This is a genomic window from Cohnella rhizosphaerae (genome assembly GCF_029525575.1).
GTDB classification, from domain to species: domain Bacteria; phylum Bacillota; class Bacilli; order Paenibacillales; family Paenibacillaceae; genus Cohnella; species Cohnella rhizosphaerae.
This window is the reverse complement of sequence record NZ_JAPDIA010000002.1, coordinates 93,345-117,894: the sequence shown is the minus strand read 5'-3', so window position 1 is coordinate 117,894 and position 24,550 is coordinate 93,345. Positions and strand designations below refer to the sequence as shown.

General features: G+C 59.6%; 19 protein-coding genes and 3 pseudogenes. 2 read left to right on the top strand and 20 right to left on the bottom strand.

What is annotated here, in order from left to right; all coding sequences use genetic code 11:
• Nucleotides 1–146: 146 nt before the first annotated feature.
• From OMP40_RS04090 to OMP40_RS04055, 8 genes and pseudogenes are all read right to left on the bottom strand, one after another.
• Entirely contained in the window at nt 147–3,212 is a 3,066-nt protein-coding gene (locus OMP40_RS04090; RefSeq protein WP_277529783.1) for an S-layer homology domain-containing protein, read from the bottom strand.
• Nucleotides 3,213–3,252: 40 nt separating this feature from the next.
• Nucleotides 3,253–4,047 (bottom strand): COG1470 family protein, encoded by a 795-nt coding sequence (locus OMP40_RS04085; RefSeq protein WP_277529372.1) that lies wholly within the window; start codon nt 4,045–4,047, stop codon nt 3,253–3,255.
• Nucleotides 3,989–5,485 carry a chitobiase/beta-hexosaminidase C-terminal domain-containing protein gene (locus OMP40_RS04080; protein ID WP_277529370.1) on the bottom strand — a complete coding sequence of 499 codons (1,497 nt, stop codon included), beginning with the start codon at nt 5,483–5,485 and terminating at the stop codon, nt 3,989–3,991. The genes OMP40_RS04085 and OMP40_RS04080 overlap by 59 nt, the downstream gene beginning before the upstream one ends.
• A 144-nt stretch (nt 5,486–5,629) precedes the next feature.
• Nucleotides 5,630–6,652: an extracellular solute-binding protein gene (locus OMP40_RS04075; RefSeq protein WP_277529368.1), complete on the bottom strand. Its 1,023-nt coding sequence runs from the start codon at nt 6,650–6,652 to the stop codon at nt 5,630–5,632.
• A 148-nt stretch (nt 6,653–6,800) separates the two neighbouring features.
• Nucleotides 6,801–7,166: pseudogene (locus tag OMP40_RS04070) on the bottom strand (extracellular solute-binding protein); the annotation flags it as partial.
• Nucleotides 7,148–7,822, bottom strand: coding sequence for a carbohydrate ABC transporter permease (locus tag OMP40_RS04065; protein WP_338131020.1), 675 nt, complete (start codon nt 7,820–7,822; stop codon nt 7,148–7,150). The gene OMP40_RS04065 and the pseudogene OMP40_RS04070, both read right to left, overlap by 19 nt.
• A gap of 320 nt (nt 7,823–8,142) precedes the next feature.
• On the bottom strand, nt 8,143–9,033 hold the full coding sequence (locus OMP40_RS04060; protein ID WP_277529366.1) for an ABC transporter permease: 891 nt from the start codon (nt 9,031–9,033) through the stop codon (nt 8,143–8,145).
• A 152-nt stretch (nt 9,034–9,185) separates the two neighbouring features.
• Nucleotides 9,186–10,166, bottom strand: a complete 981-nt coding sequence (locus OMP40_RS04055) for a Gfo/Idh/MocA family protein (protein ID WP_277529364.1) — start codon at nt 10,164–10,166, stop codon at nt 9,186–9,188.
• A 236-nt stretch (nt 10,167–10,402) separates the two neighbouring features.
• On the opposite strand from OMP40_RS04055, the gene OMP40_RS04050 reads away from it, so the two are divergent.
• Both OMP40_RS04050 and OMP40_RS04045 read left to right on the top strand, forming a co-directional pair.
• Nucleotides 10,403–11,512, top strand: a complete 1,110-nt coding sequence (locus OMP40_RS04050) for a hypothetical protein (protein WP_277529362.1) — start codon at nt 10,403–10,405, stop codon at nt 11,510–11,512.
• Between the two features lie 122 nt (nt 11,513–11,634).
• Entirely contained in the window at nt 11,635–12,681 is a 1,047-nt protein-coding gene (locus tag OMP40_RS04045; RefSeq protein ID WP_277529360.1) for a helix-turn-helix transcriptional regulator, read from the top strand.
• An 880-nt stretch (nt 12,682–13,561) separates the two neighbouring features.
• Here the strand turns inward: OMP40_RS04045 and OMP40_RS04040 are convergent.
• The 12 genes and pseudogenes from OMP40_RS04040 to OMP40_RS03990 form a co-directional block, all read right to left on the bottom strand.
• Entirely contained in the window at nt 13,562–14,701 is a 1,140-nt protein-coding gene (locus tag OMP40_RS04040; RefSeq protein WP_277529358.1) for an IS110 family RNA-guided transposase, read from the bottom strand.
• 1,200 nt (nt 14,702–15,901) lie between these two features.
• Nucleotides 15,902–16,114: a GNAT family N-acetyltransferase gene (locus OMP40_RS04035; RefSeq protein WP_277529356.1), complete on the bottom strand. Its 213-nt coding sequence runs from the start codon at nt 16,112–16,114 to the stop codon at nt 15,902–15,904.
• Complete coding sequence (locus OMP40_RS04030; RefSeq protein WP_277529355.1) at nt 16,024–16,656, bottom strand: hypothetical protein; 633 nt, start codon at nt 16,654–16,656, stop codon at nt 16,024–16,026. Before OMP40_RS04030 ends, OMP40_RS04035 begins: the two co-directional genes overlap by 91 nt.
• Before the next feature lie 931 nt (nt 16,657–17,587).
• Complete coding sequence (locus OMP40_RS39725; protein ID WP_338131036.1) at nt 17,588–17,857, bottom strand: hypothetical protein; 270 nt, start codon at nt 17,855–17,857, stop codon at nt 17,588–17,590.
• A gap of 97 nt (nt 17,858–17,954) precedes the next feature.
• Nucleotides 17,955–18,515: pseudogene (locus OMP40_RS39720) on the bottom strand (IS110 family transposase); the annotation flags it as partial.
• Between the two features lie 52 nt (nt 18,516–18,567).
• Nucleotides 18,568–18,729 (bottom strand): hypothetical protein, encoded by a 162-nt coding sequence (locus tag OMP40_RS04020; RefSeq protein ID WP_277529353.1) that lies wholly within the window; start codon nt 18,727–18,729, stop codon nt 18,568–18,570.
• Nucleotides 18,730–19,237: 508 nt separating this feature from the next.
• Nucleotides 19,238–19,925: pseudogene (locus tag OMP40_RS04015) on the bottom strand (response regulator transcription factor).
• Nucleotides 19,922–21,403 carry a sensor histidine kinase gene (locus OMP40_RS04010; protein ID WP_277529352.1) on the bottom strand — a complete coding sequence of 494 codons (1,482 nt, stop codon included), beginning with the start codon at nt 21,401–21,403 and terminating at the stop codon, nt 19,922–19,924. Before OMP40_RS04010 ends, OMP40_RS04015 begins: the two are co-directional and overlap by 4 nt.
• Nucleotides 21,404–21,413: 10 nt before the next feature.
• Nucleotides 21,414–22,166 carry an ABC transporter permease gene (locus OMP40_RS04005; protein ID WP_277529348.1) on the bottom strand — a complete coding sequence of 251 codons (753 nt, stop codon included), beginning with the start codon at nt 22,164–22,166 and terminating at the stop codon, nt 21,414–21,416.
• Complete coding sequence (locus tag OMP40_RS04000) at nt 22,135–22,905, bottom strand: ABC transporter ATP-binding protein (protein WP_277529346.1); 771 nt, start codon at nt 22,903–22,905, stop codon at nt 22,135–22,137. The genes OMP40_RS04005 and OMP40_RS04000 overlap by 32 nt, the downstream gene beginning before the upstream one ends.
• A 72-nt stretch (nt 22,906–22,977) precedes the next feature.
• Nucleotides 22,978–23,892 carry a hypothetical protein gene (locus OMP40_RS03995; protein WP_277529344.1) on the bottom strand — a complete coding sequence of 305 codons (915 nt, stop codon included), beginning with the start codon at nt 23,890–23,892 and terminating at the stop codon, nt 22,978–22,980.
• 251 nt (nt 23,893–24,143) lie between these two features.
• Nucleotides 24,144–24,518 (bottom strand): hypothetical protein, encoded by a 375-nt coding sequence (locus OMP40_RS03990; RefSeq protein ID WP_277529342.1) that lies wholly within the window; start codon nt 24,516–24,518, stop codon nt 24,144–24,146.
• Between the last annotated feature and the right edge of the window lie 32 nt (nt 24,519–24,550).

Below are 24,550 nucleotides of genomic sequence, written 5' to 3'. Positions count from 1 at the left end.
CTCCTGCATTCGCTCATGCAGTTTAGGGATTGGCACCAGGGCGAGGTCGACGCCGTTTACATTTATCTTTTTCAAAATCACTCGGGATACTAAAATGCCGCCGGCCGCCCGAATACGGGCGCCAGCGGCATATTTTTACGGCGAGCTTATGGACGCGCCTTGGCCTCCATGAGCTCGATTATACGTACGACGACCGTCGCCGCTTCGGCGCGGGTGACGGTTCCGTCGGGCTCGAAGCGTCCGGCGGCGCGGCCTTTCATGAGGCCCGCCGCTTGAACCGCGCGCACGGCGCCGGTCGCCCAGGCAGGGATGCGCGCTTCGTCGGCGAAGGCGGAGGTGACGGAATCCGCTTCACGCCCGCCGCCCAGCGCGGCCGCGAGCATGACCGCGAGCTGCGCGCGGGTCAGCCCGGCGTTCGGCCGGAGCGTGCGATCGTCGTAGCCGTGCAGGATGCCGGCTTTGACCGCCTGCGCGACGGCCTCGGCCGCCCAGTCGCCGAGCTGATCGCGGTCGGCGAAGTCCGGCACGGCGCCGGTCCGTTCTTCGGGCTGGAGCGCATTCATCAGCATGACGCTGAACTCCGCGCGCGTGACGCGCCGATCGGGCTTGAAGGTGCCGTCCTCATAACCCTTCACGATACCTGCCTTCGCTGCGGCCTGAATGTCGGCGCTCGCCCAGTGCCCTTGCGTATCTGTAAATGCCGCATCCGGGGATGCGTTCACGGCGAGTACGGCGAACTTGGTAAGATGGTCGGACGCGACCTCGACGGCATTGCCGTCGACCGTGCCCCCCATCTCCACCCACTTCTTTTGCGTTTCGTCGTAATAATGAATGGACGGCTTTTGCCCTTCGCCAATCTTGGCGGGGTCGAACATCAACCGGATCTTGATCGGCGCGCCGAATTGGCCCGGCTCGCTCTTCGTGATCTCGTAGATCGGGCTCGCCGCGCGATCGCCATCCTTCAGGAGCTGCGCAACGATGGCCGCGTCTTCCAGCTTGGCGATCTTGTAGGTCGCGGTTTGATTTAACGCGCCGGCCGGTATCGTTACGGTGACTTCCTGGCCAAGCGTCAGCGAGGCGGCCTCTCCGGCCTGCACCTGCCGCTCCGCCTGCTTGGCAGGGGTCGGCGTCGGCGGCGTCCCATAATCCGGCGTTGGTGTCGGCGTTGGGGTTGGCGTCGGAGTCGGGGTTGCCGACGGCGAGGGCGAAGGCGAAGTGGAAGGCTCGGGCTCGTCTTCCGACTGCACGCTCGCCATAACGAAGCCGTTGTCCGCTTTGAAGGCGATCTCTTCGCCGTTCCAGCGCACCTTGGTCGTGCCTGGCGCGTATACGACGACCGTCAGGCTGTCGAACGCGCCGTCAACGCCGGCGGCAAGATCAAGCACGCCGCCCGCGTAGCCGGCAGTCGGCCTCACCTGAGCCGCAGTCCCTTCTTTCCCGTCGACGAAGTAATATTGCAGCGCGCCGGCCGTCTCCGCATTCGCATTATAATAGAAGACTTGTTCGCGTCCGTCCCTCAGCTTCACTTGGATCCGCCCGTCCTCCGTCCTGTCGGCGGAGGCGATCGCGCTCTCCCCGGCATACGGCTCCAACACGCTGACGAATTGCGCGCTCTTCGCCTGCACGCGGTTCACCAGCGTCGGCGTATAGACGTCGGTCGCGTTGCCCGGTCCCGGCGCTTCGCCCACGATCATCTGCGTCGGCGCATCGGGCGCGGCGGTGAGGCTGAACAGCTTCAGCCCGTTGCCGGACGGCAGCTTCCAGGCGCCCTCCCACTTGCCGGTTACGTCCTGCGACTTGCCGTTCCGGAAGAAGGAGTAAGCGTCCTTCGTGCCGAGCGGACCTGCATACGGCGTCATCGCCTGGTCCGCCTGGAAGTCGCCCATGCCGTGCAGCACCCAATCGTACTGTCGCTCCGTGCCGGAGGCGACGCTGAATAGATCGATCAGGTAATCCTTCGTCACCGCGACGGTGCGCTCGTACCGGTCCATGCCCGCGTAGGCCTGGCTTGACGTATTGGTCATGATGCCGAGCGGTCCGGATTGCAGGAACAGCTTCGTCGGCTCGTACGTTTCCGCGCCGTTCGCCGTCGGGATCTGCTGCGTATCCCCGTCGATCAGCACCGTATTGTGGGCGAACGACTTTTTATAGTAGGACTCGTACATCGAATTGCTGTAAGGCGGAATGCCGAGATCCGGCGCGAGACGTTCGCCCTGGCCGAATATCTCGAGATGCAGCTTGTCGGGATGTCCGTGATAGCCGCCGTGCAGGCCGTAGTCGACGAGCGCGTACAGTTGATCCGCGCCCTCCCCGGCGCGCAGCACCGAGTGGCCGAGCCCGGTGAAGTTCATACTCTCCGCGGACAGCGATCCTCCGCTCGGAATCGTCTCGGCGCCATAGAAGACCGCCTGCTCGCCCGCAATGCCGGAAGCGGTATTGCCCGGCACGACGAACCCGCCTCTGACACGGCCTTTATCCGCATAAAGCTTGTTAAGCAGCGCTGCATAGACAGGATCGCCATAGTGCGCGTAGACGGCCTCGTAATCCATCGGCACAACGCGTCCCGGCGCCGCCAGGCTCGTCGGGTATTTGCCGGAGTCGTTGCCGTTGATGATGCCGAGGTCCGGGAACGCGTACTGCAGCGTCGCGTCGTACATTTTCTTGAAGTTCGGGTTGGCGAAAAGGTCGTAGCCCATGCCGAGCAGCGCCTGCGCGTGATCGAACAACGCGGACTGCGCATAGAAATGGTACCCGATCGCGCCCTCGTACCAGAAGCCGTCGGACAGCACGCTGTTCGCCATCTGGAAGTTGAACCCGCTGCGGCCCTCAACGGAGAAATCCATCAGCGTCTTGTCCTCCAGAATCGCTCCGATCGTGCCGATCGCCGCGTTGTGCCACGTCTGCCAGTTGGACTTGCCGACGTCGTAGCCCTGCAGCGTCTTCGCCGAAGGCGCGAACAGGTTCTGCTCGATGTCGTACTTCTCCGCGTCGGACAGCAGGCCGCTAGGCTCGATCAGATCGTAGGCATGCGCCAGTTCGATGATCTGGACGGCCTCGTCGAGCGACTGATAATAGATTCTGCCGTTCAGCGGCTGCAGCGGATAGCTCGGATACAGCGCCGCATAATGCGTCAGAATCTCCTTGGCCTTGGCCGCGTACTTCGTCTCGCCGGTCAGCGCGTAGACGAGCGCGAGATTGCGCGCGGCCTCGATGTTGAGCGTATGCGCGGTGAACCGCCATGCCGCGTCAAGGTCATCCCCCCGTGTGCCAGGTGCCGTCGGTCGGACACAGATGCTCGTGCGGCTTGTCGTAGTCGAAGACGAGCGGCGTATCCCCGCAAACGTAAAGCGTACTCTCGCCGCCGGGCTTGGACGGATAATACACCGTTTTGTCGACCCATTCGTCGGCCTTCAGCCGGATTGCCGCCAGATAGTCGCTTGCCCAGCCGTAGGTTCCGATCTTGTTCTTCGCCTCGGCCAACTGATCCCGAGACGCCATCACGTAAGGATGCTGCTTCGTCACGCTTCTCGGCGCACCTACCTTGAGATTGAGTTCGATCGTCGTATCCTTGCCGCCCGCGAGCGGGTGGACGTTCAGGATCGCCTTCGTCGCGCTGCCCGCCTCAGCCGAAGCCGGCACGGTCGCCAGCACGTCGACGTCCGTCTCGGCGCCGTTCGCCGCGACGGCGGTCGTCGCCGGGAACGTCGTCCCGTAGCCTGCTCCCATCGGCGTCTTCAGCGACAGCGCATAGGCCGTATCGGCGCCGCCGATGTTTTTCAGCGAAAAGGAATAGCGAACCTCGCTTCCCGGCAGCGCGCTTTTGCCGATCTGCCGGATCGACGGCTCGACCGCGTTTTTGGCGAGCGCCATCGCGTCGAAGTACAGCTTGTCGTCCGGACTCGACACCGGGTCCGAATCGTACCAGCGCGGATGGATAATGACCTTGCGGATATTGTCCAGCTTCGCGCCGCCGTTGGAGTTAAGGAATTTATTGAACGGCAGCTCGAGCTTCTTCCAGCCCTGCCAGTCGACGAAAAAGGAGCTCATGAAATATTCGTTGCCCGGATTCGCGTCGTCCGGCGTGCTGATGATGACGTACACTTTTTTTGTTGGACACGCGGTCCGAATACAGCCAGAATTCGAGCTGATCGTTCGCTTGCCACGGCGAATTCGCAATGTCCGTAACGTCGATCGGCGATGTCGGGTCCGTCCACTTGCCGGAGAAGCTGCCGAGCACGGCCGGCGAGGCCGTCGGCGTCGTATTCGTCCAGCCGGCGAACGTCTCCGTGTTGCCGATCGGCAGGCTCGAGCTGCTCGACAGATCGATGTCGTAGGCGTAGCTCGTCTCCTCGCTGACCTTGCCTTCGAACTCAGCCTTGGCGGTAATCGTCTGCGAACGGTCGACGAGCAGCGGCGCCGTATACGGCTTGAAGGCCGCATCCACGCCTTCGACCTTGTAGGAGATCGCCGCGCCTTCGGTGGCCGAGCTCAGCGATACCGTCTTGGCCTCGGCGTACGTGCCGGCAGGCGGGCTGGCCGTCACGTTCTCGACGAAGTCGCGGTAGACGAACGTATAGTTATAGGTCGACTCCGCGCTGTCCGTTCCCGCGAGCGACGACTTGACGACAAGCGTCGTATCCGCGGTCAGCACGAGCGGCGCGTTGTAACGCTGGAAGTCGCCGTCGACGCCGACCCGCTTGTAGTACACGCCCGCAAGCACCGACGGCTTAGTCGCGCTGGACAGCGACACCGTCGCCTTGTTGACGTACTCGCCCGACGGCTTGTCCGCGACGGCCGGATACACCTCGCCGGTCCCCGTCAGGCGGAAGTCGTCGAGGTACATGCCAAGCGTCGGATCGAGCGTCGTGCCGCCGACGCCGGCCTGATCGAGCCGGACGTAATCCAGCGGTCCCCATGCCTTGACGCCCGCCGAGCTCGTCTGCGTCTTGACGACGGACAGCGGGATCTCGACTTCCTTCCAGCCGGTCCAGTCGAGCGGCAAGCGGTAGTAATAATACTCGCTGTCGCCCTTCATGAAAAAACGAAGCTGGATCGGCTTGTCCGCCTGGTCGCCCGTCCGGGCCTTTACGTTGTAGGCCCAGAACTTCAGCGTGCTGTAGCCGTTCAGATCGACGCTCGGCGCGACCTTCGGGTAGATCAGCGCCGCGCCCGCGATATAAGTCGTCGGATTGGCGGCATCGACGTTAATCGCGAGCAGCCACTTTTTGGAGCCCGTGCCTTCCTTGATATAGGCCGGATCGGTATTCGGGACAAGCGCGACGCCTGCCGTGCCAACGGTGTCGCCGGTGGCGTTGGTCGCCGAATCCATCGCGTTCAGCTGCTGCGCATAAGGGACGATCAAGGGCGAATCGGCCCCGCCGGCGGCCTCCGCCGCCTTTGGCGGCAGCGCCGCCAGCGCGCTCGAGACGAGCAGGAGCGCGGCCATCGCGGCCGCCAGCTTCTTTTTCAACTTGAGAAGAGTCATGCAGAACCTTCCTTTCGCGCCTATGGGTATGGCAAAGCCCCGCCGACTCGACCAACGGGGCTTGCGATAATTCCGTTTGCTGCTTGTTGCTTTTACTGCTTGTTTTCGTTAACTGCTTATTCCGCTAACCGCTCGCTTGTTCGCTTACTTCACGGCCGCCTTCGCGCGCTCGTCCGCTTTTTTGTAAATGTCCAGAATCTCCTCGTAGCCGAGCTTCTTCTGCTCCTCGACGAACTTGTCCCACGTGTCGAAGCTGCGCGTGCCCATGATGAACTTCGCGAAGTTCTCGTCGCGGTGACTGTTCAGCGAATCGCCCTTCGTGCTCAGCACCTGCTGCTCCTCCGGCGTGAACGGCGGCGTCGACGTCTTGTCGTTGTCGAACTGCGGCGCCTGCTCGTACGCCGACTTCAGCTCCGGCGAAGAGACCGAGATGTGCGCGTTAAAATCGAACCAGGTATACGTGCCGTCGGTCGACAGCCCCGTCTTCTTGCGCAGATCCGAGATGTCCGTGTACTTCTCGATGAAGCTGCCGCCGCTGACGGTATCGCCTTCCTTGCCCCAGCTCACCAGCTCGTGTCCTTCGTCGGAATAGAAGAAGTCGATGAACTTGACGATGTCCTTGATCTTCTTGGACTTGGAGGAGATCATGAAGCCTTCCTCCGTGACGGCCGTGAACGCGTTCTTCTGCAGACCGGACGGACCGGCAGGCGGCGCCATGAAGTTCATGGAGAAGTCCGGATTGTCCTTGCGCAGCGCGCTATTGTAAAAGTCGATCCGCCCGATATAGTCGAGCGTGACGAACGCGCGGTTCGTGGACACGATATCCTGCCACATCTTCGTATCGATCGTCAGGAAGTCCTTCGGAATAAGTCCGTCTTTATAAAACTTGTTGAAATATACGAGCATGTCCTTGTACGCAGGCTGAATCGGCGCATACTTCCATTCGCCGCTCGTCCCGTCCAGATAGGCGCTTGCCCGCTGCGCGTCGACCGGCGCCGATACGCCGAAGCCCGCCGCGAAGTCCTCGAAGTAACGCAGTCCGTTGCGCACCGTAAGCGGATAGCTGTCCGGGTATTCCGCCTTCAGCTTTTTGAGCGTCTCGTACAGCTCGTCCCACGTCTTCGGCGTCGACAGGTTCAGCTTCTTGAAGACGTCCTCGCGGTACATCCACGTCCGTCGGTTCGACTCCCCCGAGCCCCTGATTCGGGAATTCGTACATCTTGCCGTCGGAGGACAGCATGTTCTGCGTCTCGGCCGGATACTTCTCCATCCAGGCCTTGAAGTTCGGCATGTCGTCCACGTAGTCGAGAATGTTGACGAGCGCTCCCTGCTGGCCGAACTTGTCGGCGAGGCGCTTCTCCTGCGTCCACATGATATCGGGCATGTCGCCGCCGGCGATGGCCAGGCTGATCGCGTCCTCGAGCAAATTGCCCGCGGGCAGCTGGATGTCCAGCGTGACGCCCGTCTTCTCCTTAATATAAGACCAGATCTTCCAGTTCGCGTCGTACGGCCAGCTCGGATTGCTGTAGTTCAGGAACGTGAACGTTTGCGGCGTGAGCTCCGCGGGCGCTGCGGATGCGCTTGCGCCGGCGCTTGCCGACGTCGAGGCCGACGCGGACGGCGACGGACTCGCCTCGTCGTTGTTGTTCGAGCACGCGCCGATCACGACGCTCGCGCCCATGACCGCGGATAATACGACTGCTGTCTTTTTTGTTCATTGTTGCCCCTCGCTTTCTGTTTTCCGAACGAATTTTTCCCATGTCTGTATGTTAACCTTTGACCGACCCGATGAGCGCCCCCCTTGGCGAAATACTTCTGGAGGAACGGGTAGATCAATAGGATGGGAACCGTGGTCACGATAATGGTGGCGTACTTGAGCGCCTCGTCGACGATCATGCTGTCGCCGCCAATGTTGCCTGCGCCGTTGGCGCCGCCGGAGCCCTGCAGCACCATGTTGCGAACGATGACCTGGAGCGGGAACAGGTCGGCGTCGCGCAGATAGAGCAGCGCGGAGAAAAAGTTGTTCCAGATGGCGACGCCGTAGAAGAGGCCGATCGTCGCGAGTATCGCTTTGGACAGCGGAAGCACGAGCCGGAAAAAGATGCCGATGTCGGTCAAGCCGTCGATCTTGCCGGACTCCTCCACCTCTTGAGGCATGCCGGTGAAAAACGTGCGCATGACGATCAGATTCCACGTACTGACGGCGCCCGGCAGCACCATCGCCCAGATGGTGTCGATCAGATGATAGCTTTTGACGACGAGAAAGGTCGGGATCATGCCGCCGCTGAAAAAGAGCGTGATGACGACCATGACCATGAAGCCGTTGCGGAACAGCATGTCCCGCTTGGACAGCGAGTAAGCCCCCCGCCGCGCTGACGATCAGCGAGATGGCCGTGCCGATCGCCGTATAGAGGATCGTATTGACGTAGGCGCGTCCGATCTCCGGATTGTCGAAGACCGCCGTATACGTGTTCAGGTTGAATTCCTTCGGCCAGAAGAACACTTCGCCCTTCAGCACGGGCACGGTGCCGCTGAGCGAGACCGCGATCATATAGATGAACGGATACAGCGCGGACGCGGCGACGGCGAACAGCACGACATACAAAATGACATCGAATAGACCGAATTTGGGCTTCATGACGCGTTCGCTCCTTTCCTCACCATAAGCTCGTCTCGCTCGTCTTGCGGCTGATCCAGTTCGCCGTGAGGATGAAGAGCAGGTTGACCACGCTCGTGAACAGGTCGATCGCGGTGCCGTAGCTGTAGTTCATCGCCTGGATGCCCGTCCGGAATACGTACGTGCTCAGCACGTCCGCCGTCGAATAGATCGACGGATTGAGCATGAGCAGCACCTTTTCGAAGCCGATGTCGAGGACGTGGCCGATGTTCAGGATGAACAGGATGACGATCGCGGGCATGATGCCGGGCACCGTGATGTGGCGCAGCTGGTGCCAGCGGCTCGCGCCGTCCACGGTCGCCGCCTCGTACAGCTGCGGATCGATGGCGCTTAGCGCCGCGAGATAGATGATCGTCTCCCAGCCGATATGCTGCCAGATCTCCGACAAGATGTAGAGCGTGCGGAAATAGTTCTCGTTTTGCATGAAGTTGACGGAGCCGTAGCCCATCCATTCGATCACGTGGTTGACGAGGCCGCTGGTCGGAGACAGGAAGAGGAACATCATGCTCACGACGACGACGTTCGAGATGAAGTGAGGCAGATAGCTGATCGATTGCACGAGCCGCTTGACGACGCCCTTCCGGACTTCGTTAAGCAGCAGCGCCAGAACGATCGGAGCCGGGAAGCCGAAGACGACCTTGTAGACGCCGAGCAGGACGGTGTTCTTCAGCAGCTTGGGGAAGTCCGGACTGTGAAAAAACATCGAATAATACTTGAGTCCCACCCAGTCGCTCGCCCAGATGCCCTTGAACGGATTGTAATCCTTGAACGAAATGAGGATGCCGAACATCGGCACGTACTTGAACAGAATGTAGTAGACGAGCGCCGGCAAAAAGAGCAGCAGCAGGTACTTGCTTCTGTTCAGTTTCAATCGGAATAACGCCACTTGCGACCCTCCAGTCTGAAGCGATGTGTCTATGCCGCCTAGCTTAATGAATGCTGCGGAAGCGGCGCAATGATGCGATTTGCGGAAACCTCGCATTTCTTCGGTTTTTGCTGCGATTGCGAAGCTTCTTGCGCTTTTTAACGTTCGACCTGCGTTTCCGCCCCTCGTTCATGCGAGCGGTATAGACTCTCTACGACCGCCACGACGCTGCGGGAGTAGGCCATCGAGCATTCGGGCTCGCGGTTGTCCCGAATCGCGCCGAGCAAATCTTCGAACTGGCGGACGAACGGGTCCGGCTGCGGCGGCACGGGGACCTGTTCGTAATCGCCGCCTTCGCTGATCCACAGCTCCCTGCCCGTCAGCAGCTTCATGCTGCCGCCGGTGAACCGAAACTCCGTCTCGTCGACGACGGCGCCAGGATAGCCCGACTGCGACAGCGTCGCGGGGATGCCGGATTCGGTCACGAGAAAAGCCGAGCCGCCGCCTTCGATATCCCCTCTCATCTCCGCATAGCGAATGCGTGACGTTACGCTCGCGATTCGCTCGCCGGTCAGCCATTGAATTTTGTCGATCGAATGCGAGCCCAGATTCGTCAAAATACCGCCGCCCGCCTTCGCCTTTTCGAAAAACCATGCCGGCCTCGTTGGCGTATCGTACCGTTGGTGGCGCCTGTCGCCGATCATCGTCAGACGCCCGAGCCGGCCGCCGTCGATCCAGGCTTTGGCCGCCAGATTGACCGCGTCGTAATGCTGCGTATGCCCGACCATCAGCTTCACCCCGCCCGCATATACGGCTTCGATGATCTCGTCGCATTCGCTCGCGCTCATCGCCATCGGCTTCTCGAGCATGACATGGCAGCCTCGGGCTGCGGCGAAGCACGCGGCTTCCCTGTGCAAATAATGAGGCAGGGTGACGACCGCGATATCCGGCCGTTCTTTTTCGATCATTTGTTTGTAGTCCGCGTAGGACGGGATGCCGTGCTCCGCCGCCAGGGCGTCCGCCCGATCCCGGGCAATATCCGCGATCGCGCAGGGCGCGAGCGCATCCATACTGCGCATCGCCTTCAGATGCGAGCCCGCGATGATGCCGGCTCCGATCACGGCCACGCGATAACCCATTTGTAAGACCGCCTCCTCCGTTCGAATGCGGTCATCATAGCAAGGGCGGCGGCCGGCTCGCCATCAGGGAATCTTACGGTTCTTGTCGAATCTTAAAATACGAGGGGGAATCAGGGGCGATCGTAAAAAAGGATAAGGATCCGAAGCGATGCGTATTGAGCAAAAAGCTGACACGGGGCTATACTCAGTTTTATGTAAAGCTTGATCGACGATATTGTTAAAAAAGGAGTAATCGGATGAAATGGACGGCGCGATTCCGGGGGACGGCCAAAAACCAGATGTCTCTTTTCTACACCTTGTTCGGCAGCTTCATCGCGATCATTCTCCTTCTGGTATCGATCAATTGGGTCGCCTTCACGTTTTTCAGGCAAAGCATCCGCGACGAGATCATCCTGAACAGCAGCCTTAACCTGAACGCGACGGCCGCCAATTACGAGAAGCATATCAAGCTGGTCCGAAGCTTCATGCTCGGCTCCTTGTTCGACAACGACACGGAAATTTTGAAGCGCGGCGATCCCATGAGACGGTACGACGTCGTGGTCGACGTGCAGAAGTCGCTGGCGCATAATTTGAACAATACCTCGCTTTATTTGGACAATATCGTCTATTATTTTCGCGGCGACGACTTCATCATCGATCGGGACGGCACGCGGGACGCGGATACGATGTTTTCGAAATTTTACTATGAGCCTTCGTACACGGCTGACTTCTGGCGGCGCGAGATGGACGGCGAGGAGAGCTTTAAAGTGTACCCGGCCGGCTCGTTCGCGTCCGTCACGCCGTTCGAGCGCAAGCCGCTCGGGACGCTGCTGCCCATCCTGGTCAAAAACGGCTACGATCACGACTTTGCCTTCATCGCTTTTCTGAACGCGGATCGCATTTATGCGGCCTTCCACCAGGCCAAGCCCGACAGCACGTTTTATATCGTCGACGGCGGCGGCCGCGCGCTCTTTTCCTCCGGCGACGGTCTCTCGCTTCCTTCGGAGGTTGCCGGCAAGAGCGGTAAGGGCTACGTCAAGATCGACGACAGCTACTACTTCTATCGGACTGGCGGGGAGACCGGGTTCGCGTACGTCGAAAAGGTATCCGACAAAGGGCTGGCGGCGCAGCTTAGCAGACTGAACCTGATCATGATGGGGCTGCTCGCGCTGTCGGTGCTGATCGGCCTTGCCGTGTCCTATTGGTTCTCCAAGCGATTCCACAATCCGCTCGCCAACATGATCCGGTCGGTCCAGTCCCTGCGCGCGGTCGGCGTCCCCGCCGGCGAGGGGGAGCCGGATCAAGGAATTCAACCTGCTGCACGACACGTTAAGCGACTTGTCGCGCTCCAACCGAGAATATCATGAAGACCTGCTCGCCAAAAACAACCTGCTGCAGCAGTTCGCTTATATGAAGAAGCTGAAAAAAAATCCACGGCGGCGGCGAACAGCTCCCGGCGACCGTCGATTCGGACGCGCACTATCGGCTCGTGCTGTCGCAGATCGACTTCAAGGAACGCTTCGCCAAAGAGATCGCGAACGCGCCGCAACGCGCCTTCAACATGTATAAGGAGCTGATCGACGCGCATTTCTCCAGCCGGTACGACGACTCCCTGACCTTCCAGCTGGAGAAGGACCAGATCCTGTCCATCTTGTTCGTGCAAAACGACCGCGGTGCGGATCGGCAGGACGAGAATATGGACGAGCTGGTCCGCATGCTCGGCACGGATATCCCGTACTGCAACTTCACGATCGCGATCAGTCCGATCCGCAGCCACTCCGCCGACTTCGCGGAGACGTACCAGGACGTCCTCGACCTGGTCAAGCAGCGCAGGCTGGGCGAGGACGTGCAGGTGATCGGCGAATGGGTCCCGCAGCCTTCGCTCATGATCCCCGCGCCTTCGGAGGAGCAGGAGCTCGCGGCGAACCTGCAGGCCGGCTGCGACGACGTGACGGTGCCGCTCGTGCACCAGCTGCTCGACCAGCTCGCGCGCGCGGGGGCGCTTGCCCATCAGTTTCAGGACTTCGCCCGGGACGTCGTCAATCGGACGATCAAAATTTTGTACGCGCAAAACATCTCGTTCACGACCTTCGCCGACGGCGGATCGCCTTACGAGCAGTTGAAGGGCTGCTATACGCTGGAGCAATACAAGGCTTTTTTCGAAAAGTTTCTGTCGCGGTCCGCCGAAGCCGTGCGCGCGAAAAAGTCGGAGACCGACATCATCACGAAGTTCGTCATGGAATACGTGGAGGCGCGCTTCGGGGAAGATCTGTCGCTCGACGCGATCGCGGGCAAGCTGGGCATTACGGGTCCTTATTTGTCCACTTACTTCAAGGAAAAGACGGGCACGAATCTCAGCGACTACATCCTGACCGTGCGCATCAACAAAGCGAGCCAGATGCTGCGGGACACCGATCTGCTCATCCAGGAGATCGCTTCGCTCGTCGGCTACTACACCGTCGCCTCGTTCAACCGCGTGTTCAAGCGGTATACGGGACTGACGCCGAGCGAATTCAGACGGAGCCATAATCGGTGAGGGGCGATAGTTGCGTGGGGGTGTGGCGGCGGTGGTTTTGCGGGAGCCGTTGCCGATGGCGGCGCTGCGAATGCGCATTGGAGATGGCGGCGCTGCGGGGGGCGAGATGGGGTTGGCGGCGTTATGGGCCGAGTTTGCGGACCCAGGAGCCTCTATTTCTCGAATATCGCTCGTTTTCGCGTCTTTGTGGACTCAGGTGCCGCTATTCGTCGCTTCAGGTACGCAATCCCTCCGCTTTTTCACAAATAACGGCGCCTCGGTCCGCTACCTCCGCCATATGCGCTCAAACCTCTAAAATAGCGGCCGCTGAGTCCATTTGGCGCGTCCGGTCGGGAAAGCAGGAGTTACTGGCTGTGATGCTGCTGTAGTGGTGATTACGGTGCGGATGGTGGCATTGCGGGGGGCACGTTGCGGACCCAGGAGCCTCTGATATGAACGAAACTGTCAAGCGTCTCTGTTTGCACCCGTGTTTTTGACAATAGCGAATAGAAGCCTGTCAAGCGATTTTCTTTACAGGCGGTCGCATCATTTCCCATACTTTTCTGGATCTCCGGCATGGAAATGCCCGGAGGTGCCCCTACGGCGAGTAACGGGGTGCAGGGGGCGTCGCTCCCTGCGTTTCCCCTTTAGGGGACGGAAGGGGCCAATTCTTCTTTAGCTCAGAGGCAAAAGCAATTCGCTGGTCGGCAATCTGATATTCGTGGATTCACACATGTTATTCATACGTCTGGAGAGAGCTTACCCGCTAACTATTGACGAGCATAAGCATTCGCTTGCTCAAGCGGCTCACGCGGTTTTCTCTCCACCTTGCCTGATTTTGCCTCTGAGGTAAAAAAAGAATCGCTTCCCCTCAATCGCCTCCTTTGTTCGGACCCGTTGTTTACACCGCTGCTTGCAAACGAAGCTTCTCGATCTCCTTAGCAATCGCCCATACAAACCCCGCCAGTTCTCTGGCAATCGCGACCGCGATGCAACCCTTGTGCTTTCCTCTTCGCGCCAGACTCCAATACTTCTTGTGTAATCGATGCTGCGCGCTCCAGGCAATCGACTGAACCTCCGGTGGCAGCCCCTCGATACGGTCGCGCATTCTTCTGCGAATCGCGGGCGCGTGTCGGTAACTTTTCGCGGCTTCCACCAGTACCCGACGCAGATGCGCATTCCCGGCTTTCGTAATACGGCCTTGCCAGCGGCTGCCTCCCGAGGAGTATTCGCTGCTGACCAGTCCGCAGTAACTCATAAACGAAGAGGCGGAGTGAAAGCGGTCGCTGCTCATCATCTCGGATGAAAGCGTAACGGCTGTGACGGCTGCTACGCCTCGCAAGGCTTGCAGCGCTTGAACGACCGGCGCCTGCTCGCTTAAAGCGGCTTGTTCTTCAATTTGCTTTTCGTATCGTTTGATTCGCTCCTTCGTTTCCCAAATCGATTGGCGGTACTCCTGAAAGGTCATTTGTTTGCAGCTGTCCTCGGGAAAACGCAGCGTATCCAGCCATTCCTCGTACGCGAAAGTTCCGGGTTTGGCGCCTTTGGCGTCCTGAAGCTGGTGGCGAAGCAGAAACTTGCCCAGTCGTTGCTTAAAACGATTCAAATCCTCGACCGCATCCTCGCGTGCGCGAACGAGATCCCGCAAGCTTTCGTCTGCTGGCGTGGGCACGTATACCGGCGTCAGTTCTCCTGCGCGATACAGCTGTGCGAGTCGAATGGCATCCCGTTTGTCTGTTTTGACCCGGTCGCCGGCACGCTTGGGAATGAGCGAGGGCGCGACCACGCTGCAAGCGATGCCTGCCGTCAATAGCCAACGATAGAGCACATAGCCGGTGGGACCTGCCTCGTAACAGACCCTTAAAGTCACCTCCTCTTTCTCACCCGGACGACGCAGCCTTTGCAGGAGTTTCAATACCGCTTCCTTGCTATGCTCGATGACGCCAAAGTACCGTGCTTCTCCTCGTCCCTCATCCGCGAAGGCAACCGCGATTTTGGATTTGGATACGTCTAAACCTACGTACTTGATGGCCATACTCATACTAAACCGACTCCTTTTGCTTTGAGCTCTGTATTTGGTAAATGGGTGTTTCTGTAAACGCCATTTTTCCCAAATGTAACCTCCGAGATAAGCAAACAGGATGTCGGTTTCGTTCATGATAACTATTTCTCGAATATCGCTCGTTTTCGCGTCTTTGTGGACTCAGGTGCCGCTATTCGTCGCTTCAGGTACGCAATCCCTCCGCTTTATCACAAATAACGGCACCTCGGTCCGCTACCTCCGCCATATGCGCTCAAACCTCTAAAATAGCGGCCGCTGAGTCCATTTGGCGCGTCCGGTCGGGAAGGCAGGAGTTACTGGCTGTGATGCTGCTGTAGTGGTGATTACGGTGCCGATGGTGGCATTGCGGGGGGCACGTTGCGGACCCAGGAGCCTCTATTTTTCGAATATCGCTCATTTTCGCGTCGTTGTGGACTCAGGTGCCGCTATTCGTCGCTTCAGGTACGCAATCCCTCCGCTTTTTCACAAATAACCGCGCCTCGGTCCGCTACCTCCGCCATATGCGCTCAAACCTCTAAAATAGCGGCCGCTGAGTCCATTTGCTGCGACCGGTCGGGAAGGCAGGAGTTACTGGCTGTGATGCTGCTGTAGTGGTGATTACGGTGCGGATGGTAGCATTGCGGGGGCACGTTGCGGACCCAGGAGCCTCTATTTCTCGAATATCGCTCGTTTTCGCGTCTTTGTGGACTCAGGTTCCGCTATTCGTCGCTTCAGGTACGCAATCCCTCCGCTTTTTCACAAATAACGGCGCCTCGGTCCGCTACCTCCGCGATATGCGCTCAAACCTCTAAAATAGCGGCCGCTGAGTCCATTTGGCGCGTCCGGTCGGGAAGGCAGGAGTTACTGGCTGTGATGCTGCTGTAGTGGTGATTACGGTGCGGATGGTGGCATTGCGGGGGGCGGGTCGTGGACTCAGGAGCCTCTATTTCTCGAATATCGCTCGTTTTCACGTCTTTGTGGACTCAGGTGCCGCTATTCGTCGCTTCAGGTACGCAATCCCTCCGCTTTTTCACAAATAACGGCACCTCGGTCCGCTACCTCTGCCATATGCGCTCAAACCTCTAAAATAGCGGCCGCTGAGTCCATTTGGCGCGTCCGGAATGGGGAAGCTGGAGTTACTTCACGCTGTCTCCTTGTTGCCAGCGCGGTGCCTCCCTGTAGGAACCCCGCTGCTACCCGCTAAACCTCATCCAGCATTTTGTCGTACTTGGCGTACGTTTTCCACACCTCGTAGCCGAGCTTGCCGTAGAAGTCGACGTACGGCGTCGTGTCGATGACGATGCGCCGAACGCCCCGCGCCGTCAAAAAGTGAATGGCGGCCTGTACGATCGAGATGCCGTACCGGTGCCCCCTGCACGCCTCGTCGATGCCGAGCGGGCCGATGCCGCCCAACTCCTCCCCCGAACAGCGGCGCCCAGTATACGTTTTGCGCCAGCAAGGGCGATGCCGCGTCGTTCATCCGGCAGAAGCCGACGATCGCGCCCTCCCGCTCGAGCAGGACGTACTCGCGCCCCGTGCCGCCCCGCTCCCAATAGTCGCGGTGCTGCAAATCCCAGGTTCCGGGGGAAGCAGCGCGCCATGAACGCCGTCAGCGCCTCCCGGTCCCCCGGCTCCGCGATTCTCGCCGCCGCGCCGCCGCCGAATTCGGGCAAGCCGACGCGCTCGTCCGGACCGTACGCCTTGATCAAGTCGCAGACGTCCTCCCGATGGACATAGCCCCGGCGCTCGAACCACCGCCGCGTGTCCGCCAGCTCGCCCGGGATGCCCGGGAACAGCCGACGGTGCAGATCGTTGCCCAGCGTGATACGTTGGACGCCGGCGACGCGCAGAGCGACTTCGGCGAGGCGGAGCAGCTCGCTCCCGAGCCCCTTCCCCCCGATACGCCGAATCGACCAGCAACGCTTGAATCCAGCCGGCGTCGCGCCGAAGTCCAAAACGGCCGTCGTCCTCGCCCGCCGTTTTGGCGATCGCGAGCCCGATGACCGCCCCGTTCTTTGAATCACGCGAATCCTGCGAATCCCGTGCGACCCAGGAACCCTTGCGCAGAAGCCGCACATCCTCCAGCGAATTCTGCCGCAGCAGCCTCGCGCGCATCGGAAACGAAGCGCCCAGCTCCTTGTTCCAGAGCGCCAAAGCGCCTTCCAAATGCTTCTCCTCGAACCTCTCGAATATCATGGCGTTCCTTGTCCCCCTGCCTTACTGGATGTTGGCCTATACTAGTTAATCTAGCGGAAGGAGAGGGCCGGGCAAATAAGCAAATCTTACGATTGTTGTTATTCGATAAGATCTTGGGGGAAAAACATAGGTTAGCGGCGGCGGGTGGTGGGCGGCACGTGGGGCTTAGTGGCACGCGGGGACGCTATTGGCGCCGGCGGCGGGCGGCTGGCGGAGCCTAGCGGCATGCGATGCCGCTGATATGAACGAAACTGTCAAGCGTCTCTGTTTGCACCCGTGTTTTTGACAATAGCGAATAGAAGCCTGTCAAGCGATTTTCTTTACAGGCGGTCGCATCATTTCCCATACTTTTCTGGATCTCCGGCATGGAAATGCCCGGAGGTGCCCCTACGGCGAGTAACGGGGTGCAGGGGGGCGTCGCTCCCTGCGTTTCCCCTTTAGGGGACGGAAGGGGGCAATTCTTCTTTAGCTCAGAGGCAAAAGCAATTCGCTGGTCGGCAATCTGATATTCGTGGATTCACACATGTTATTCATACGTCTGGAGAGCTTACCCGCTAACTATTGACGAGCATAAGCATTCGCTTGCTCAAGCGGCTCACGCGGTTTTCTCTCCACCTTGCCTGATTTTGCCTCTGAGGTAAAAAAAGAATCGCTTCCCCTCAATCGCCTCCTTTGTTCGGACCCGTTGTTTTACACCGCTGCTTGCAAACGAAGCTTCTCGATCTCCTTAGCAATCGCCCATACAAACCCCGCCAGTTCTCTGGCAATCGCGACCGCGATGCAACCCTTGTGCTTTCCTCTTCGCGCCAGACTCCAATACTTCTTGTGTAATCGATGCTGCGCGCTCCAGGCAATCGACTGAACCTCCGGTGGCAGCCCCTCGATACGGTCGCGCATTCTTCTGCGAATCGCGGGCGCGTGTCGGTAACTTTTCGCGGCTTCCACCAGTACCCGACGCAGATGCGCATTCCCGGCTTTCGTTATACGGCCTTGCCAGCGGCTTGCTTCCCGAGGAGTATTCGCTGCTGACCAGTCCGCAGTAACTCATAAACGAAGAGGCGGAGTGAAAGCGGTCGCTGCTCATCATCTCGGATGAAAGCGTAACGGCTGTGACGGTTGCTACGCCTCGCAAGGCTTGCAGCGCTTGAACGACCGGCGCCTGCTCGCTTAAAGCGGCTTGTTCTTCAATTTGCTTTTCGTATCGCTTGATTCGCTCCTTCGTTTCCCAAATCGATTGGCGGTACTCCTGAAAGGTCATTTGTTTGCAGCTGTCCTCGGGAATACGCAGCGTATCCAGCCATTCCTCGTACGCGAAAGTTCCGGGTTTGGCGCCTTTGGCGTCCTGAAGCTGGTGGCGAAGCAGAAACTTGCCCAGTCGTTGCTTAAAACGATTCAAATCCTCGACCGCATCCTCGCGTGCGCGAACGAGATCCCGCAAGCTTTCGTCTGCTGGCGTGGGCACGTATACCGGCGTCAGTTCTCCTGCGCGATACAGCTGTGCGAGTCGAATGGCATCCCGTTTGTCTGTTTTGACCCGGTCGCCGGCACGCTTGGGAATGAGCGAGGGCGCGACCACGCTGCAAGCGATGCCTGCCGTCAATAGCCAACGATAGAGCACATAGCCGGTGGGACCTGCCTCGTAACAGACCCTTAAAGTCACCTCCTCTTTCTCACCCGGACGACGCAAGCCTTTGCAGGAGTTTCAATACCGCTTCCTTGCTATGCTCGATGACGCCAAAGTACCGTGCTTCTCCTCGTCCCTCATCCGCAAAGGCAACCGCGATTTTGGATTTGGATACGTCTAAACCTACGTACTTGATGGCCATACTCATACTAAACCGACTCCTTTTGCTTTGAGCTCTGTATTTGGTAAATGGGTTGTTTCTGTAAACGCCATTTTTCCCAAATGTAACCTCCGAGATAAGCAAACAGGATGTCGGTTTCGTTCATGATAACTATTGGCGCTGGCGGCCGGCGGCACGCGGAGCTTAGCGGCACGCCATGCCGCTATCGGCGCTGGCGGCCGGCGGCTCGCAGGGCTTAGCGGCATGCGGGGCCGTTATTGTACTGGTGGCCGGCGGCACGTGTGGCTTAGCGGCACGCGATGCCGCTAATGGTACTGGCGGCGGGCGGCACGTCGGGCTTAGCGGCACGCCATGCCGTTATTGGTACTGGTGGCAGGCAGCACGTGGGGCTTAGCGGCATGCGATGCCGTTATTGGCGCTGCTGGCCGGCGGTTCGTGGAGCTTAGCGGTATGCGGGGCCGTTATTGATACTGGTGGCCGGCGGCACGCGGGGCCGCTATCTGCACTGGCCCCGGCACGCGGCGCCGACGTCCCTTTAAACCTGGAAGCGGTACCCGGCTCCCCAGATCGTATCGATGTACTGCGAACGGGAGGAATCGAGCTCGATTTTCTCCCGGATCTTGCGGATATGGACCGTGACGGTCGGCAGGTCGCCGAGCGAGTCCATGCCCCAGATTTGCTCGTACAGCTGCTCCTTGCTGAAGACGCGGTTCGGGTTGGAGGCGAGAAACGCGAGCAGATCGAACTCCTTCGTCGTGAACGCGACCTCCTTGTCGTTCACGTAGACGCGCCGCGAGGCTTTGTCGATGAGCAGGCCGCGTATCCGGATCTCCTCGCGCTTCTGTCCGCCGCCCGACAGGCGCTCGTACCTGGCGAGGTGCGCGTTCACGCGCGCGACCAGCTCGCTCGGGCTGAACGGCTTGACGACGTAGTCGTCGGCGCCGAGCCCGAGGCCCCGGATCTTGTCGATGTCTTCCTTCTTGGAAGAAACCATGAGGATCGGAATGTCGAGCTCGCTGCGCAGGCGCCGGCAAATCTCGAAGCCGTCGATCCCAGGCAGCATCAGGTCGAGCAGGACGAGATCGAATTTGCCCTCGAGCGCTTGCTTCAGCCCCCCGGTCGCCGCTTGTCTCGATATGCGGCTCATAGCCATGAATCGCAAGATAATCCCGCACGAGCTCCGCCATGCTGAGGTCGTCCTCGACGATCAAGATGCGTTTCATTCGGCGTGCTCCCTTCCCGTCCATTTCTTAAGCGCAATCGTGATCAAGGTGCCCGTCCCGAGCTCGCTCGCCGCCGCCATCCGGCCGCCGTGCTCCTCGACGATCTGCTGCGCGATCGCAAGGCCCAACCCGCTGCCTCCCGTATCGACGTTGCGTGCCGCGTCGGCCCTGTAAAAGCGTTCGAAAATGTGCGGCAGCGACTCGGCGGAAATGCCCTTCCCGTTGTCCCGTATCCCGATATTGTAATACCCGTCTTCTTCGACGAATCCGATCCAGATCGCCGCGTCCGCCTTGTCGGCGTACTTCACGGCGTTCTCGACGATGTTGACGAACACGCGCTTCAGCTTCTCGCGGTCGGCGACGACGACGGCCGGCTCCGCAAGCGCGGGCGGCTCGTAGCTCAGCTTCACGCCTTGCTTTTCCGCGTCCAGCTGGAGCTCTTCGGCGCAATCGGACAGAAAGTCGTCCAGCGCCACCTCTTCAAAGTGAAACGGCAGCCGCTTCAGGTCCAGCTTCGAGTACAGGAACAGCTCGTCGATCAGCCGGTCCATCTGGACCGTCTTGCGGTGGATCGTCTTGATGTAGCTGTCCAGCATCTCGGGCGTATGGGTGACGCCGTCCATGATGCCCTCGACGTAGCCCCGGATCGCGGCGACCGGAGATTTCAAATCGTGGGAAATGTTCGAGATCAGGCTGCTGCGATTGTCCTCGTACTGCAGCTGCAGGTCGACCGAATCCTTCAGCTTGAGCCGCATCGCCTCGAACGCGGCGGCCAGCTCACCGATCTCGTCCCGCGACTCGGGGCGGACCGGGTGGGACAAATTGCCTTCCTTGATCGCCTCGGCGGCGCGCCGCAGGGACCGCAGCGGGCGAATGATGCTGCGCGATACGAAAAACGTCAAGATGCCGTTAACCACGACCAGAATAATAAGCAGAGAGAGCAAAAAGGGCTTGGAAATACGCTCCGCGAGCCAGCCCAGAAAATCCATGTTCAGCAGCATGAAGAAGCTGCCTTTGGAGCCGTCCTGGAAGACGACGCTGTACTGACGGTCCAGCATCCAGCTGCCGCCGCCCAGATCGCGGCCGTCTCTCCAGCGGACTTCGGCGCCGAAGGGCGGCAGGTTCGAAGCGACCTTCGTCTCCTTCAGCTCCGGCGATATATATTCGACCCGATCGCCCAGACGGACGATCAGTCCCATGTTGATCTTCTGCAGACGATCGTCGTAAGCCTTCATCAGGGCAGGGTCGCGCAGGGACTCGGGATCGCCGGCGATTCGCGTCCGGATATCCGATGCGACGCTCGCCTCTTCGCCCATAATCGCCGCGAGGGGATTGCCGTCTCCGGTATCCAGCGTGAACACCGTCTTCAGATCGCCGATCGCCGTGACGACGATGACCAGAAAAGAGATGCCGATCAGGATAAGCGGGATGATCAGCATCGCGAGATAAGACAGCAAGAGCCTGATGCGGATCGACATATGCATTCTCCTACGCTTCTTTTTTATCGAAAAAGTAATGGCCCGTTGTATAGAATACCATACCGCAGCCGAGCAGGAGGCTGGAGACGGCGAATATTCTCCCTGCGGGAATCGAACCGCCCAGCCAGAGCTGATGCCAATTCATGTACGTGATCGGCGAAAAGACCATGTAGGACGGGAAGACGAGCGCCAGTCCCTTGGCGGCCGCGTACAACAGGATGCATACCGTCAGCGCGCCGCTCGCGTTCTTGAAGCCGAGCGATACCCATGCCGCGGCCGTGCACAGCACGAACAACGGAAGCGCGGACGCCGCATATGCGAGGACGGCTTCGCCCATGCTTCCCGTCGCGCGACCGGCATCCGGCAGCAGGAAAGCCGCGGCTTCGGAGGCGACGAAGACCAGCGCCAACAGGACGGCGGTATGCGCGAACAGCGCGATCAGCTTCGCCGCATAAATCTTCGTCCGGCTCACGGGCCGGGACAGCACGGATCGGATCGTCTTGTCGCCAATCTCGCCGGACACCATATCGGAAGCTGTCATGAAGATGAGCAGCGGCAGCACGAACAGCGTCATGACGTTTAAGATCGTAACGGCATACTGATCGCTTGCGATGCCCGCGACGCCAAGCCCGGTTTGCAGCTGCCGGACGACGGGCAGGCCTGCGAAGGGCAGGAGCAGCGCGACCAACAGCAGCCCGATCGTTTTTTTCCTCGCATACAGCTTCGTCAGTTCATTGAAGGTCGATCGCTTGAGCAGCTCCATTCGTCTCGCCTCCTTTTTCCGATCGGATCTGGCTCATATAGTAGCTCTCCAGCGTCTGGCCCGAAGCTTGCTTCAGCGACTGCCAGCTGCCTTCCCGAATGATCCGGCCGTCCTGAATGATGCCGATCCGGCTGCAGATCGATTCCATCTCCGAGATCAGGTGACTGGACAGGAAAAAGGTGATCCGCTCCTCGCGCGCGAGCCGGACGATCAGCGTTCTTAAATCGACCGTCGCTTCGATATCGAGTCCGTTCGTCGGTTCGTCCAGGATGAGCAGCCCGGGCCTGCCGACGAGCGCGGACGCGATCCCGAGCCGCTGCTTCATGCCGAGCGAAAAATGGCCGACCTTCTCCCGCTTGCTCGCGGACAGTCCCGTCAGCTCAAGCACCTCGTCGATCCGCGTTCTCGGCAGCTCCGGGTACAGCCTGGCGGCCAGCTCCAGATTTTTGTAGGCGCTCATGTATTCGAAGGCCTCGGCTTTCTCGATCAGCACGCCGACGCGCGCCATCGCGCGCTCGTAGTCCTCGGCGACATCGGTTCCGAACAGCCTGACGCGTCCGCGATCCGCGCGGACCAGACCGGCGGCGATCTTCATGACCGTCGATTTGCCGGCGCCGTTCGGCCCGAAAAAGCCATAGACGTCTCCCCTCGTGATTTGGAGCGACACATCGCTTACCCCTCTGCCGTTCCGATAACGTTTCGTCAACCCTTCGATATCCAGCACCGTCTCTTCCGACACGATATTCCCTCCTCCTGCGGGAAAGCAGAGCGGCCAGGCAGCCGCTCCCTACCCCCGAATGTCTTCCGTTCGTTAGTCTTGAAGCTTGCCTGGCTCGATCTCGTTAATCTTTTTCCCGGACAGATCCACCGTATCCGGCGTCGTCGCGTTGACGTCCGAGGTGTCGATATCCGCGCTTACGGTCAGCCGATGCGATGCGCCCGCTTCGTCCTTGCCCGTGACGGCGAGTTCGACGACCTGGTGGACGATGTAATGGTTCGCGTCGATCTCCGCACGCAGCGACACCTGGTCGACGTTCACGTCCTGCGTCAACTTAGGCAGCTTCACGTCCAGGCGGGACAGATCGATGCCGACGACGCCCGTATCCTTCAAGGCCGAATCCCGATGCGCGTTTTCCGCGTTCAGCGCTTCCTTCGCGACGAGCGAACCGATCACATTGAACGCAGCGGGAATTTGCGATCCCTTTAACGTCATGTCGACCGCTTGCGTCCCGTCCGCCTCTTTGCTCAGGTTCACGTTATTTTTCAGATTGCCGACGAGCGCGTCGACCAGCTTCTCCAGTCCTTGCCGAACGGCGGGATCTTCGCGATCCCAGTCATGGCTGTCGGCGCGATCCGCTTCGTCCTTCACCGTCGCCACGTTATAAGTGTCGCTGCTGCCGGACTTGAAGATCGTGGCGCCGTTCTGATGGTAAAATTCAAGCCGCTCGGAAGCCGCGCCCGCCGCGATCTCGGCGCTGCCGCTGACGCCGCCGGCCTTCCGGCTCTCCTTGAGCGTCCCGTTGACGTTCAGCAGCTCCGCTCCGTTATCCTTCACAGAGAACACGTAATGCTGCGTCGCGTTCGTGGCCGCCGCCGTCGTTTTAATCGCCGTCTTGTATGCCTCGTAGCCGCCGCCCGCGCCCCCGATATCCGCGAACGCCGACGTCACCAGCAGCGCGCTCCCGATCGTCAGTCCCGCGCCTACCATTACCAATTTCTTTTTCATCTTTATTACCTCCCGATTCCGATTCGCGGCTTCGTCGTCCGCCTGAATTCATATTAGCGGGCGATTCTAAATCGCCTGAAAACGAAACTAAACCGGAAATAAGGAAAAGATTAAAAAAAAGATAAACTTTCGGGGGGCGGGGGTTGGCGGGGTCAGAAAAACGGAAAAAACCGCCAGGGAGATTACCCCGACGGTCTGTTCTGTTTTGTTCTATTCAGTTTTGTTCTTTCGTATGCAGCGGAAGCTTAGCGTTATTGCCGGATGACGAGAACGTCGGGCGGCTGCATGCGCGTACGTCGAATGCGGGCGATCTCGGCGTCCGTCAGCAAGCGTCCGACCAGAAGGAACGAAGACGTGACGTCGTTGAAATTAAACCTGCCCAGATTCGGCACGCTCTGGCTGCCGCGGAACACGCGGAAGGAGCCTTGGAAATTCACTTGGGAAAACAAAACCAGCGTGACTTGGGCGCTTTGCGCGACATTGCGAAGCCTGAAGCTCGACAGCGCATTGTTGAAACCGAATGCGCCGAGATCCCGAACGGCGACGCCTCCGCGCCTGAAGAGGATTCGGCGGCCCGTAAAATTGATGCCGGACCAAAGCGCGAGTCGAATGTTTCGATTTGCCAATTTAATCACTTCCTTGTCTTGGGATACAACAT